This is a genomic window from Pseudodesulfovibrio halophilus DSM 5663 (assembly GCF_059568665.1).
On record NZ_JCANTV010000008.1, the window covers coordinates 191,600 to 204,523 of the forward strand.

Genomic DNA, 12,924 nt, shown 5'->3' on the forward strand with positions numbered 1-12,924 from the left:
CTCCATGCTCGCCCTCATTGTTTCCACGGAAAAGGAGCTCCGCACCGCGCTGGGCAAATTCGACGACGCGCCGCGCGTTGCCGAAGGCGACATGGAGAGCTGGACCTGCAACGGCCGCGAATGGCTCGTGGCAGTCAGCGGCGTGGGTCCGGTGAATGCCGGCATCATGACTGGCAGATTGATTGAGCGCGGGGTCGGCGGCGTTGTTAACGCCGGGCTGGCCGGGAGCTTCGACACCGGGCGGCTGCCCACGCAGTCCGTGTGCGCCGTGCGCTGTGAAACATGGCCGGAGTACGGGCTCGCCACTGCTGAAGGGGTGGACCCCGAAGGCATCGGGTTTCCGCTGGCCACCGTGGACGGTCAGGCCGTCGGCAACCGCATCTGCATGGATCCGGTGCGGGCCGCCGGAGACATGGGACTTTCCCTGCCGTGGCTGGAGACAGCGTCGAGCCTCACGGTCTCGGCGGCGACCGGTACGCCCGAGGGGGCGCAGGGGCTGAAAACGACATTTGACGCGGACCTCGAGAATATGGAAGGTTTTGCCGTGGCGCTGGCCTGCGTGCGGGCCGGGCTGCCGTTTCTCGAAATCCGCACCGTATCGAACCGCGTCGGTTCCCGCGAAGGGTGGGACATCGGCGGGGCGTTCACCGCGCTGAAAGTGGCCTGCGGTGCGCTTCTTGCGGCATAGGGCGAGGGATATGCTTGAACTCAAAGATTACTTCACAAGGGAACTGCCCGCGGTCAACGACTTCCTGATGCAGGAAGGGCGTGAGCTCAACGGCATCGTGCGGGAGGTCTGCCTGCACATCATGGCGTCCGGCGGCAAGCGCATCCGGCCCATGCTGACCATACTCACCGCCCGCGCGCTGGGCTACGACCGGGACGACCACCTGCCCATGGCCTGCGCGCTGGAGCTGCTGCACTCCGCCACGCTGTTGCACGACGACTACCTCGACGGGGCCGACACCCGCCGCGGCAGCCGCGCCGCGCATCTGCAGTTCGGCACCACCGAGACCGTTCTCGCGGGCGACGCGCTGCTGGCGCTGGCAAACGAGATGGCCTCCCGCTACGGAAACGCCCGCCTGAGCCGCCTGCTGGCCATCGGCATCATGCAGACCGCCGAGGGCGAGATCCGTGAAATCGAGTTTTCCCGCGACCCCGCGCTGGACCGCGACACCTATATGGAAATCATCATAGGCAAGACCGCCCGGCTCATCGAGACCGCCTGCCGCTGCGGCGCGGCGCTTGCCGGTGCCACGCAGGAGCAGGAGGACGCCGCGGGCGAATACGGCCTGAACCTCGGCATTGCCTTCCAGCTCGTGGACGACGCGCTGGACTATGTCTCCCCCACGTCGGAGACAGGCAAGCCCGAGGGCGGCGACCTTCGCGAAGGCAAGGTCACGCTGCCGCTGATCCTGCTTATGGAGGCCTCGGAAGAGGCGGAGCGTCAGACCCTGCTGGCGAGGCTGAAGACCGGAGATATTCCGGACGAGGAGGCCGCGCCGGTGCTGGAGCGCATCCGGGCCGGAGGGTACGCGGAAAAGACGCGGGACGAGGCCGCCATGTACGTGGAAAAGGCCAAGGCCGCGCTCGCCGGGATGGCTGACTCGGCGGAACTCGCTGTACTGCGCCAAGCCGCCGATTACGTGCTGACAAGAAACAAGTAGCTGACTGGCCGGTTTCGGGGTGCCCGACCGGCCTTTTCTCATAGAGACAACCGTCAAAGGAGTATCCGGATGCTGTGCCGTGTCGAGGTGGGACTCAAGTCCCATGTCCGTGACGTCGTGGGCGCGCGTGTCGCCCGCAAGATCGCCAACGAACTGGGTGTCGCCACCGAAGGCGTGCGAGTGGTCAAGGTCTTTACGCTTGAAGGGCTCGAACAGGACGAGGTGGACATGGCCGTGGAGCGCGGCGCGCTGCACGATCCCGTGCTGCACGAGGTCTCTCTCGGGCCGATCGCCGAAGGGTTCGACTGGGCCGTGGAAGTGGGCTTTCGCCCCGGCGTCACCGACAACGAAGGCCGCACCGCGCAGGAGACCCTGGCCGTGGTCCTCGGGCTCGACCGTCAGCGCATGGAGTCCGTGAAGGTCTACGTGGCCAACCAGTACCTGATCTCCGGGGACCTTGACGAGGCCACCGTCAAGCATGTCTGCACCGACCTGCTCGCCAACGAACTCATCCAGCGTTACGAGTACAAATCCGCCGAAGCATGGAAGACCGAGCCGGGCTTTGCGCCGCGCGCCGCACAGGTCACCGGGCAGGCCAGCGACGAAGTGGCGGTGATCCCGCTGTCCTCCATGACCGACGACGAAATGATGGACTTCTCCCGCGCCAACACGCTGGCCCTGTCTCTGGACGAAATGTACGCCATCCGCGCCTACTACCTGCGTGAGGACGTGGCCGCCGACCGTCGCGCCGCCGGTCTTCCCGCCGACCCCACCGACGCGGAGATCGAGGTGCTGGCGCAGACCTGGTCCGAGCACTGCAAACACAAGATTTTCAGCTCCTTCATCACCTACGAGGACGTGGAGACCGGGAAGGTCGAAACCCACGACAGCCTTTACAAGACCTTCATTCAGGGCAGCACCAAGGCCATCCGCCGCCGCAACGCGGAAGACGGCCCTTACGGCGACTACTGCCTCAGCGTCTTCAAGGACAACGCGGGCGTCATCAAGTTCTCGGAAAACCTGAACGTGTGCGTGAAGGTGGAGACCCACAACAGCCCGTCCGCCCTCGACCCCTACGGCGGGGCGCTCACCGGAATCGTGGGCGTGAACCGCGACCCCATGGGCACAGGCCTCGGCGCCAACCTGCTGTGCAATACGGACGTCTTCTGCTTCGCCTCGCCGTATCACGAGGGCGAACTGCCCCCGAGGCTGCTGCACCCGCGCCGCGTCTTCGAAGGCGTGCGCGAGGGCGTGGAGCACGGCGGCAACAAGTCCGGCATCCCCACGGTCAACGGCTCCATCGTCTTCGACGAACGCTACCTCGGCAAGCCGCTGGTCTACTGCGGCACCGTGGGCACCATGCCCGTCACTGTGGCCGGGCGACCCAGCGAAGACAAGTGCGCCATGCCCGGCGACGCCATCGTCATGTGCGGCGGGCGCATCGGCAAGGACGGCATCCACGGGGCAACGTTCTCCTCGGAGGAGCTGCACGAGGGGTCCCCGGCGACCGCGGTGCAGATCGGCGACCCCATCACCCAGCGCAAGATGTACGATTTTCTCATGCGTGCCCGCGACAAGGGCCTGTACAACGCCATTACCGACAACGGCGCGGGCGGCCTGTCCTCCTCCGTGGGCGAAATGGCCGAAGACTGCGGCGGGTTCGACATGGACCTCGCCAGGGCGCCGCTCAAGTACGACGGCCTCAAGCCGTGGGAGATCCTCATTTCCGAGGCGCAGGAGCGCATGACCGTGGCCGTGCCGCCGGAAAAGCTGGACGAGTTCATGGAGCTTTCCCGCGCTATGGATGTGGAGTCCACGGTGCTCGGCAGCTACAACGATGAAGGCCGCTACTTCGTGCGTTACGGCGACACCACGGTGGCCTGCCTCGACATGGATTTCCTGCATGGCGGCGTGCCGCAGATGAAGCTCGAGGCCCGCTGGGAAGCCCCGCGCATCGAGTCCGATCCGGTGCCGCAGGTGCAGGACCACGACGCGCTGCTGCACGACATGCTCGGACGGCTCAACATCTGCTCCAAGGAGTACGTGGTGCGTCAGTACGACCACGAGGTGCAGGGCAAGAGCGCGGTCAAGCCCATGGTCGGCAAGGAGAACGACGGTCCCTCCGACGCGGGCGTGCTGCGTCCGGATCTGGAAAGCGAAAAGGGCCTCGTCATTTCTCACGGCATCTGTCCCAAGTTCTCGGACATCGATACCTACTGGATGATGGCCAACGCCGTTGACGAAGCGGTGCGAAACGCCGTGGCCGTTGGCGCGGACCCGGACTTCATGGCCGGTTGCGACAACTTCTGCTGGTGCGATCCGGTCCAGTCCGAGGCAACCCCGGACGGGCGCTACAAGCTCGCCCAGCTGGTGCGCGCCAACAAGGCGCTGGCTCACTACTGCCTGTCCTTCGGCGTTCCGTGCGTTTCCGGCAAGGACTCCATGAAGAACGACTACAAGGGAGGCGGCCAGAAGATTTCCATCCCGCCGACCGTGCTGTTCTCCGTCATCGGCGTGCTGCCCGACGTAAACAGGTGCATCACTTCCGATTTCAAAAATCCCGGCGACGACATCTACGTTCTCGGCCTCACGCGTACCGAACTCGGCGGCTCCGAACTTGCACAACAGCTCGGGTTCGTGCACGGCGAAGTGCCGCAGGTGGACGCGCTGGCCGCCCGGGAGCGGTATCGCCGCCTCTTCCACGCAGTGCAGGCAGGGCTCGTCAACGGCGCGCACGACCTGTCCGACGGCGGCCTCGCCGTGGCGCTGGCGGAGATGTGCATCGGCGGGCGTCTGGGGGCCAACGTGGACCTTGACGCGGTCCCGACCTGCGGCGAAGTGGACCTGACCTCGCTTCTGTATTCCGAATCCGCAAGTCGCCTGTTGGTGAGCGTTCCCGAACGAAACCGTCCGGCGTTCGAGCAGGCCATGGCCGGGACGCATTTCGCGCGCATCGGCAGGGTGGAGCAGGGGGCTAAACTGATCGCCAGAGCTTCCGATAAGACTGTTTTGACCTCCGGGGTGGAAAGCCTCGGCCGCGCCTTCCGGGCCACGCTGGACTGGTAGCGAGATAAAGCGCGCCGTTGTTGGGGGTTTACCCGATAACGAAAAAAGAATATGGAGGTACGAAGCCTTACGGAGGTGTTCTGTCGGGGAGTATAGCAAGAACCATTTTCTGGTCGGAAAGTTGCCTAGGGGGGTACAATGTCCAGGTTCTTCAAGCCGGTGCGGCGCTGCCTGACGGTTGGTACGGCGGCGCTCCTCATCGTTGGTGCTGTTGCGGCATCCGGATTCTGTGAATCCGGTCGATACGTGGGGAGCGGCGCTTGTGCCGATTGTCATGAAGTAGAGTATGAAAATTTCAAAAAGTACGCCAAGAAAGCCCATTCCGGGGAGTCGGTCCAGATCATGGCCGGCGACCTGACGGATGAGGAGTTCAAGGAGTGCCTCTCCTGCCATGTGACAGGCTACGGCGAGCCGGGGGGCTTCGTCAGCTTCGAGGAGACGCCCGAATTGAGTGACGCGGGCTGCGAAGTGTGTCACGGACCCGGATACGAACATGTCGAATCCGGCGGGGATCCCTACCTTATCAAGGGTGAACTCGAGGTTTCCGATTGCGAAACCTGCCACAATTCCGAACGGGTCGAGGCCTTCGACTACAAGCCGCTGCTGTTCGGCGGCGCTCACTAGGAGGCCGCAATGCAGTTCATCCGGAAATCTCTCGGCGTCAAGGTTCTGCTGCTGACGTCGCTGCTGACCATTGTCGCCTTCACGGGCCTGTTCATCTGGAATTCCTACGCCAACTACGAGACCATGCTGGAGGAGGTCCACGGCGCCGCCGACAGAAACTCCGACATGCTCTATATGGCCATCGAGGAGCCCATGGCAGTGGGCGACAACGAGGGCACCATTAGCAAGTTCGACACGGTGGCCGAGCGGTACGACGACATCACCGCGCACATGATCGACTACAAGGGCGAGATCACCTATTCCACCGAGAAGGAGACCGTCCGCAAGGAAGTCTTCGAGGTCTTTTCCATCAAAAAGGCCACCGACCTGATCATCGAGAGCCTCGAGAGGCCCGTCAAGAAGGGCGAGCTTGTCGAGGACGGCGACGGCCTCTTTTTCACCAGCGTCGCCACCATTCCCAATGAGAAAAGCTGCCATCACTGTCACGGCTCGTCGCGGGACATCCTCGGCGCGATGGTGCTCGTGCAGGACGTGACACCGCAGTTCAACAGCCTCAAGAGCACCCAGGTCAAGTCGGCCGGGATATCCGTGCTCGGCGTGCTGGCGCTGCTCACCGCGCTGATCATTTTCATGCGCCGAAACGTGGTCAACCGCATCAAGCTCATCGCGGACGCCACCGAGGAAGTGAGCAAGGGCAACCTTGACGCCGAGTTCTCTGTCAAAGGATCCGACGAGCTCGGCAACCTGAGCAGCTACCTTTCGGAAATGGTGCGCCAGATCAAGGACCAGCTCCAGTACAACAAGAGCATCCTCGACGGCATCATCGTGCCGCTCTTCGTCACCGACGCCAAGGAGCGCTTCCAGTTCGCCAACCCGCCCATGTGCGAGGTGCTCGGCAAGGACAAGGACAAGATCGTCGGCAAGACCGTGTCCCAGATATTCGAGTGCGCCGAAGGTGACGAAACCTGCGACGCGGCGCATGTCATCGGCGCCGGAGTGGCTCTCTCGGGCAACTTCGTCTTTGTTCGGGACAACGGCGAAAAGGTCCCCGTGCACTTCGAGTGCTCCCCGCTCAAGGACGCCAAGGGCGAAGTGGTCGGGGCCATCGGTGTTCTCATCGACCTCACCCGCGAGGAAGAGGACAAGAAGAACATCGAAAAGCAGCAACAGAACCTCATGGAGGTCGCCAACGAAGTGACCGAGGTCGCGTCGCGCCTGTCAGCCTCCAGCACCGAGCTGTCGCAGCAGATGGAGAACCTGTCCCGGGGCGTGGACACCACCGCGGACCAGACGGGTCAGGTGGCCACGGCCATGGAGCAGATGAACGCCACCGTGCTGGAGGTCGCCAAAAACGCGTCGGAAGCCTCGCAGGCCTCGGACGAGTCCAACAAGGTGGCCGAAGAGGGCGGCCAGGTGGTCGCCACCACGGTGGAAGAGATCAACTACGTCGCGCGCATCACGGACAGCCTCGCCGAGTCTCTCTCCGATCTGTCAGACAGGGCCGAGAATATCGGCAAGGTCATGGGCGTTATCAACGATATCGCCGACCAGACCAACCTGCTCGCCCTGAACGCGGCCATTGAGGCCGCCCGGGCAGGCGAGGCGGGACGCGGATTCGCGGTGGTCGCGGACGAGGTCCGCAAGCTCGCGGAAAAGACCATGAGCGCCACCAAGGAAGTGGAAGACGCCATTTCCCTGATTCAGCAGAGCACAGGCGATGCGGTCCGCGAGATGGACAGCACCAAGGGCCGTGTGGTCAAGGCCTCCGAAATGGCAGTCAGCTCGGGCGACAAGCTCAGCCAGATTGTCAATCAGGCAGGCAGCATGGCCAACATGGTTCAGGGCATCGCGGCGGCGGCGGAAGAGCAGTCCGCCACGAGCGACCAGATCAACGGCAGCGTCAACCACATCAACGAGCTCTCGCAGGAGATTCTCACGGGCATCAGGGAGTCCAACGAGGGCATCCGAGAGGTTGACGAAATGGCCCAGACACTCTCTCGCCTCGTGGAAAAGTTCAAGGCGTAACGAGTCGGCAAAGCAATCACTCAAGAGGGGTGGCTCGTAAGGAGCCACCCCTTTTTTCTGAAAGGGGTTGACTGGGCATCGACCACTTGTTAGGAATTATTATCGTTAACGCGGAGGTATGGCATGCATACGGAAATGAATTTTCGCCTTTCGAAGCAGAGGCGCGTCATTCTTGAAGAACTCAGGAAGGTTACGTCCCACCCCACGGCGGATGAAGTCTATGACATGGTCAGAAGGATTCTGCCGAGGATCAGTCTTGGTACCGTGTACCGGAACCTGGAGTTCCTGAATACGCAGGGTCTTGTGCTCAAGCTCGGGGGGCCGGGTGAGCAGAAGCGCTTCGACGGCAATCCCGAGCCGCACCCTCATATTCGATGCGAGATATGTTCGCGCATCGCGGATATCATGTGCGACATCGAGGACCCCGTGCTCCCGCAGGGCGAAGAGCAGGGCTTCACGGTGCATCACTGCAACGTGGAGTTCGTGGGAGTCTGCCCCGAGTGCCGGTCGGCCCGGCAGTAGAAAAAACCGTTCGGGCGGGCTTCTTTTTTTCGGCAGTTGTGCTACAGATACGCTGAAGGTATCAGTTAGAAATACGAAAATATACAAGTTGTAAGGAGAGATACCAAATGGCTAAATCCATCAAGGGAACCAGAACCGAGCAGAACCTCCTCAAGGCGTTTGCCGGCGAATCCCAGGCCCGCAACCGTTACACCTACTTCGCTTCCATCGCCAAGAAGGAAGGATACGTGCAGATTCAGCACATCTTCGAAGAGACCGCGGCGCATGAAAAGGAACACGCCAAGCGTCTGTTCAAGTTCCTTGAAGGCGGCGAAGTGGAGATCACCGCTTCCTACCCCGCGGGCGTGCTCAGCACTACGCTGGACAACCTCAAGGAGTCCGCTGCCGGCGAGCATTACGAGTTCGTGACCATGTACCCCGAGTTCGCCAACGTGGCCGACGAAGAAGGCTTCGGCGAAATCGCCTGCGTCTTCCGCAACATCGCCGTTGCCGAGACCTACCACGAAGAGCGCTACAAGGCGCTGATCAAGAACATCGAGGAAGGAAAGGTCTTCGAGAAGGACGACGAGATCGTCTGGCGCTGCCGCAACTGTGGGTACAACCACAAAGGCAAGAACGCCCCCGAGCTCTGTCCGGCCTGCGCCCATCCCAAGGCCCACTTCGAAATGCGCGACTACAACTGGTAAACAAACCGGAGGACGACCCTTATGGCTACCCAGCTTGGCGGAGTATACAAATGTGAGGCCTGCGGCAATATCGTCATCGTGATGCACGAAGGCGGCGGCGATCTGGTCTGCTGCGGCGAAAACATGGTCCTGATGCAGGAAAACACCGTGGACGCCGCTCAGGAAAAGCACGTCCCCGTGGTCGAGCGCGACGGTGACAAGGTCGTGGTCAAGGTGGGAAGCGTCCCCCACCCCATGGAAGAAAAACACTACATCGAATGGATCGAGCTGATGGTGGGCGACATCTGCTACACCAAGATGCTCAAGGCCGGCGACGCACCGGAAGCCGAGTTCTGTCTGCACGGCAACACCGGCGAACTCAAGGGCGCCCGCGCCTACTGCAACCTTCACGGCCTCTGGGCCAGCAAGTAGTTCATCAATGCGGACGGACCGGTCATTGCTGCCGGTCCGTCCTTTTTCATCCGGGAGGTAACCATGGCTCGCCCTGAAGACATGTGGCAATGTCAGACTGTCAATTGCGGCTACATCTACAATCCCGACAAGGGCGACCGCAAAGGCAAGATTCCCAAGGGAACCAAGTTCGAGGACCTGCCGGACGACTGGAGATGCCCCATTTGCGGGGGCACCAAGAAATGTTTCCGCCCGCTGATGGGTGAAGGGTCCACCAAGGCGGACTGCGAGCTGCCCACCGTGGACTCCGGCGAAGAGTTGACAGCAAACGCCGCACCTGCCAATAACGGGTCAGACAAGGAGAATTCCGACATGGAAAAATACGTTTGCAACATCTGCGGCTACGTGTACGACCCCGAGGTGGGAGACCCCGACAACGATGTGGCTCCCGGAACCAGCTTTGCGGACATCCCCGAAGACTGGGTGTGCCCCATCTGCGGTGCTCCCAAGGATAATTTTTCGCCCGAAGCCTAGCTTTCGGGCACGGCTGCCGTCAGAAGCAGCCTGACAGGTAGGGAAACGCGGTCCGCCTTACCGGGGTGGACCGTGTTCTTTTTTCTGTAACCGCCGAGCTTTCTCGGCCCAGCATGCTTCGGAGACTATCCATGAAGCCCGTTGAAATAAAAAAAAATGTCTGGTGGATCGGCTGTGTGGACTGGAACCGTAGGAACTTCCACGGTTATTCGCTCTCCCCGCGCGGCACCACGTACAATAACTACCTCGTCATGGACGAGAAGGTCGCCCTCGTCGATACCGTGGACCGCCACTTCTTCAGCCAGATGAAATGCAACATCGCCCACGTCCTGGGCGACCGCAAGATCGACTACTTCGTCATCAACCACCTCGAGCCGGACCATGCGGGCTGCCTCGCCGAAGCGGTGGAGAAGTATCAGCCCGAGAAGATCTACACTTCCCCGATGGGTGAAAAGGCCATGAAGGCCCACTTCCATTATGAGGACTGGCCGGTAGAGGTCGTCCCCACCGGCTCCGAGATATCCCTCGGCGAGAAGACCCTGCAGTTCGTGGAAACCCGCATGCTTCACTGGCCCGACAGCATGCTGACCTACTGCCCGGAGGCCAAGCTGGCCTTCACCAACGACGCGTTCGGCCAGAACATCGCCTCCAGCGAACGGTTCGTTGACGAGTACGACCGTCACGAAGTGCTCAAGGCCATGAAGGAATACTACGCAAACATCGTGCTGCCGTATTCTCCGGTGGTCCTGAAGACCCTCAAGGCGCTGGGCGAGATGAATCTGGACATCGACATGCTCTGCCCGGACCACGGCCTGATCTTCCGCGGCGACGACTGCGCATGGGTGCTGGAACAGTACCAGAAGTTCGCCGAACAGAAGCCGCAGAACAAGGCCGTGCTGGTGTACGACACCATGTGGGAGTCCACCGAGAAGATGATGCTCGCCGTCGCCTCCGGCCTCGCCGAGGAAGGCGTCTCCGTCAAGGTCATGAGCATGAAGAACAACCACCACTCCACGGTCATGAGCGAAATCTTCGAGGCCGCCGCGGTGGTGGTGGGATCGCCCACGCACAACAACGGCATCCTGCCCATGATGGCCGACATGCTGACCTACATGAAGGGTCTTCGCCCCCAGAACAAGCTCGGTGCCGCCGTCGGCTCCTTCGGATGGTCCGGCGAGTGCGTCAAGATCCTCAACAAGTGGCTTGAGGACGTCGGCTGCGAAATCGTCGAGCCCAACATCAAGGTCAAGCACATCCCCACCCACGACACCCTCAAGGATTGCGTGGAGCTGGGCCGTACCCTCGCAGGGAAGATCAAGGAAAAAACCGCCTAGCTTCCTGCGACATAATGACAATACGAAAGCCCCCGCCGCATTTTGCGGCGGGGGCTTTTCGCTGAGGAGAGGCGGGAAGGGCCGGGGCCGGATCCGACCCTCCCCTTGGGAGAGCGAGGTTCTTTCCAACGCCTTTCCGGGATGCACCATATATCGGGTCGGCGCGTTCGTCGTTACGATCCGGAGGAGATTGGGAAAAGCGCGGGAAACGATCACCTCCGGCCTTGTTGTTCCGCCCGGCTCCGTGGTACCTACAGGAAACTTTGCGACCCCGGAGCGATACGCCTTTGGAATCATTGGGAACCATTACCGGACTGACGTTTGAGCAACTCAGCCTCGCCCCGTTTCTGGACGAGGTGCCCGTCGGCCTTGCCGTGCTGGACGGCAACGGGCGGGTGTTGCTGGTCAACCGGGCCTACAAGACACTGGTCGGATTCGGGACCGAGGACGTGCGCGGGCTCCCGTGCCTGCACGCGCTTCGCTGCCGGTTCTGCATGCAGGGGTGCCGCGTGCTCAAAGGCATCCGCGAGTTCGAGCCGGTGACCCGTGAAACCGACATCATCAACACCGATCGCCAGCGTATCCCCGTCCGGCTGACGGTGGCCCCGATCCATGATGCCGAGGGCAACCCCTCGGGATATCTGGAAACCGTTCAGGACATGCGCCAGATCACGGAGTTGAGCAGTCAGGCCTCGCGCGCCTACAGCCTTGGCGGGCTCGTGGGCAACTCGCCGGAGATGGAGAAGATTTTCCAGATGCTTCCCGGCATCGCCCGGACCGATTCCTCGGTGCTCATCACCGGGGAGACCGGTACCGGCAAGGATGTGCTGGCCGAAGTCATTCACCAGAACTCCGACCGCGCCAACGGACCGTTCGTGAAGGTCAACTGTGGCGCGCTTCCGGAGACGCTGCTGGAATCCGAGCTGTTCGGTCACACCAAGGGCGCCTTCACCGGCGCGGTGGAGGACAAGCCGGGGCGCTTCCGCATGGCCCACGGCGGCACGCTGTTCCTGACGGAAATCGGCGACCTGCCCATACCGCTTCAGGTCAAGCTGCTCTCTTTTCTCGACGACAAGGTTATTTACCCGCTGGGCAGCACCTCGGGCTTTCATGCCGACGTACGCGTGATCTGCGCCACGCATCGCAATCTGCGCGAGATGGTGCGCGAGAAGCGCTTCCGGGAAGACCTGCTGTTCCGCCTGAACGTGGTCAGGTTTCACCTGCCGCCGCTTCGAGAGCGCGGGGAGGATATCGGTCTGCTCGTGAATCATTTTCTGTCCACCTTCAACGAGCGCTTCCACAAGGATATCAGGGGATTTTCCGACCGCGCCAAGCGCAGGCTGGCCCTGTACCGCTTCCCGGGCAACGTGCGCGAGCTGCGCAACATCATCGAGTATGCGGTGAACTTCTGTCGGGAGCACGAGATTCGCCTGAGCCATCTCCCGGAGTATCTGGCGGATGTGGAGGCGGAGACCGCCATCGGGGCACCGGCCGAGGCCGAGCGGGAGTCTTCGGGCCTGCCCGCCGGCGACACTCCCGCAACGTGGGAAGGGCTGGAAAAGCGCATGATCATGGACGCCCTGTTCCGTGCGGGCGGGCGGAAGGGCCGTGCCGCCGAGATTCTCGGCTGGGGCCGGAGCACGCTTTGGCGTAAGATGAAGACGCACGGACTGAGCGAGTAGGAGCTGACATATGGCGGAAAAACTGCTCATCCCCCTGTATGACAACGACGTGGCCCCGCGGTTTGATCTGGCCACCGAGGTCTGCATCGTGAACATCGTTCGGCGTCCCGACGGGACCAGCCGCGCCGACGAGAAGGTGGTGGTGCTCCCGGAGGCGTCGGCGGACGAACTGTGCCAGCTGATAATCGCGGACGGCATGGATGCCGTGGTCTGTTCGGCCATAGAGGAAGAGTACCACCAGTACCTCACCTGGAAAAAGGTAGCCGTTTTCGACAATGTTCTCGGCCCGGTGGACAAGGTGTTGCAGTGCTTCCTCGAGGGCAACCTCGAGAGCGGGGCGATATTGTTCCCGAAATAATAACGACTGGTTCATTTTGTTTCATTTTGTCTTGTT

At 62.0% G+C, this 12,924-nt stretch carries 12 protein-coding genes and 1 pseudogene; all 13 read left to right on the plus strand.

The genetic code is table 11. The annotated features are described in order from the left end of the window. Nucleotides 1-4: 4 nt before the first annotated feature. On the plus strand, nt 5-688 hold the full coding sequence (gene mqnB, locus BR24_RS03015; protein WP_496540029.1) for a futalosine hydrolase: 684 nt from the start codon (nt 5-7) through the stop codon (nt 686-688). A gap of 10 nt (nt 689-698) precedes the next feature. Continuing rightward, nucleotides 699-1,667 carry a polyprenyl synthetase family protein gene (locus BR24_RS03020; protein WP_496540030.1) on the plus strand — a complete coding sequence of 323 codons (969 nt, stop codon included), beginning with the start codon at nt 699-701 and terminating at the stop codon, nt 1,665-1,667. A gap of 69 nt (nt 1,668-1,736) precedes the next feature. Continuing rightward, a complete protein-coding gene (locus BR24_RS03025; protein ID WP_496540031.1) occupies nt 1,737-4,733 on the plus strand; it encodes a phosphoribosylformylglycinamidine synthase subunit PurS in 2,997 nt (998 codons plus the stop codon). 138 nt (nt 4,734-4,871) lie between these two features. Then, a complete protein-coding gene (locus BR24_RS03030; protein WP_496540032.1) occupies nt 4,872-5,357 on the plus strand; it encodes a cytochrome c family protein in 486 nt (161 codons plus the stop codon). Between the two features lie 9 nt (nt 5,358-5,366). Further along, on the plus strand, nt 5,367-7,382 hold the full coding sequence (locus BR24_RS03035) for a methyl-accepting chemotaxis protein (protein WP_496540033.1): 2,016 nt from the start codon (nt 5,367-5,369) through the stop codon (nt 7,380-7,382). A 123-nt stretch (nt 7,383-7,505) separates the two neighbouring features. Beyond that, the gene (locus BR24_RS03040; protein ID WP_496540034.1) at nt 7,506-7,904 is read left to right on the plus strand and encodes a Fur family transcriptional regulator; all 399 of its coding nucleotides are present in this window, start codon (nt 7,506-7,508) and stop codon (nt 7,902-7,904) included. Between the two features lie 107 nt (nt 7,905-8,011). After that, on the plus strand, nt 8,012-8,590 hold the full coding sequence (gene rbr, locus BR24_RS03045) for a rubrerythrin (protein WP_496540035.1): 579 nt from the start codon (nt 8,012-8,014) through the stop codon (nt 8,588-8,590). A 21-nt stretch (nt 8,591-8,611) separates the two neighbouring features. Continuing rightward, nucleotides 8,612-9,001: a desulfoferrodoxin gene (locus BR24_RS03050; protein WP_496540036.1), complete on the plus strand. Its 390-nt coding sequence runs from the start codon at nt 8,612-8,614 to the stop codon at nt 8,999-9,001. Nucleotides 9,002-9,064: 63 nt separating this feature from the next. After that, nucleotides 9,065-9,280: pseudogene (locus BR24_RS03055) on the plus strand (rubredoxin); the annotation flags it as partial. A 72-nt stretch (nt 9,281-9,352) separates the two neighbouring features. Continuing rightward, on the plus strand, nt 9,353-9,514 hold the full coding sequence (gene rd, locus BR24_RS03060) for a rubredoxin (RefSeq protein ID WP_496540352.1): 162 nt from the start codon (nt 9,353-9,355) through the stop codon (nt 9,512-9,514). Nucleotides 9,515-9,645: 131 nt separating this feature from the next. After that, nucleotides 9,646-10,848: an FprA family A-type flavoprotein gene (locus BR24_RS03065; protein ID WP_496540353.1), complete on the plus strand. Its 1,203-nt coding sequence runs from the start codon at nt 9,646-9,648 to the stop codon at nt 10,846-10,848. A 287-nt stretch (nt 10,849-11,135) separates the two neighbouring features. Beyond that, nucleotides 11,136-12,530 (plus strand): sigma-54 interaction domain-containing protein, encoded by a 1,395-nt coding sequence (locus tag BR24_RS03070; protein ID WP_496540037.1) that lies wholly within the window; start codon nt 11,136-11,138, stop codon nt 12,528-12,530. Between the two features lie 10 nt (nt 12,531-12,540). Then, nucleotides 12,541-12,888, plus strand: coding sequence for a dinitrogenase iron-molybdenum cofactor biosynthesis protein (locus tag BR24_RS03075; RefSeq protein ID WP_496540038.1), 348 nt, complete (start codon nt 12,541-12,543; stop codon nt 12,886-12,888). The last annotated feature ends 36 nt before the right edge of the window (nt 12,889-12,924 follow it).

Coding starts and splice junctions, on each gene's coding strand:
- rd (WP_496540352.1), top strand. CDS start 9,353: ATGGAAAAATACGTTTGCAACATCTGCGGCTACGTGTACGACCCCGAG.
- BR24_RS03025 (WP_496540031.1), top strand. CDS start 1,737: ATGCTGTGCCGTGTCGAGGTGGGACTCAAGTCCCATGTCCGTGACGTC.
- BR24_RS03050 (WP_496540036.1), top strand. CDS start 8,612: ATGGCTACCCAGCTTGGCGGAGTATACAAATGTGAGGCCTGCGGCAAT.
- BR24_RS03020 (WP_496540030.1), top strand. CDS start 699: ATGCTTGAACTCAAAGATTACTTCACAAGGGAACTGCCCGCGGTCAAC.
- BR24_RS03030 (WP_496540032.1), top strand. CDS start 4,872: ATGTCCAGGTTCTTCAAGCCGGTGCGGCGCTGCCTGACGGTTGGTACG.
- rbr (WP_496540035.1), top strand. CDS start 8,012: ATGGCTAAATCCATCAAGGGAACCAGAACCGAGCAGAACCTCCTCAAG.
- BR24_RS03035 (WP_496540033.1), top strand. CDS start 5,367: ATGCAGTTCATCCGGAAATCTCTCGGCGTCAAGGTTCTGCTGCTGACG.
- BR24_RS03065 (WP_496540353.1), top strand. CDS start 9,646: ATGAAGCCCGTTGAAATAAAAAAAAATGTCTGGTGGATCGGCTGTGTG.
- mqnB (WP_496540029.1), top strand. CDS start 5: ATGCTCGCCCTCATTGTTTCCACGGAAAAGGAGCTCCGCACCGCGCTG.
- BR24_RS03040 (WP_496540034.1), top strand. CDS start 7,506: ATGCATACGGAAATGAATTTTCGCCTTTCGAAGCAGAGGCGCGTCATT.
- BR24_RS03075 (WP_496540038.1), top strand. CDS start 12,541: ATGGCGGAAAAACTGCTCATCCCCCTGTATGACAACGACGTGGCCCCG.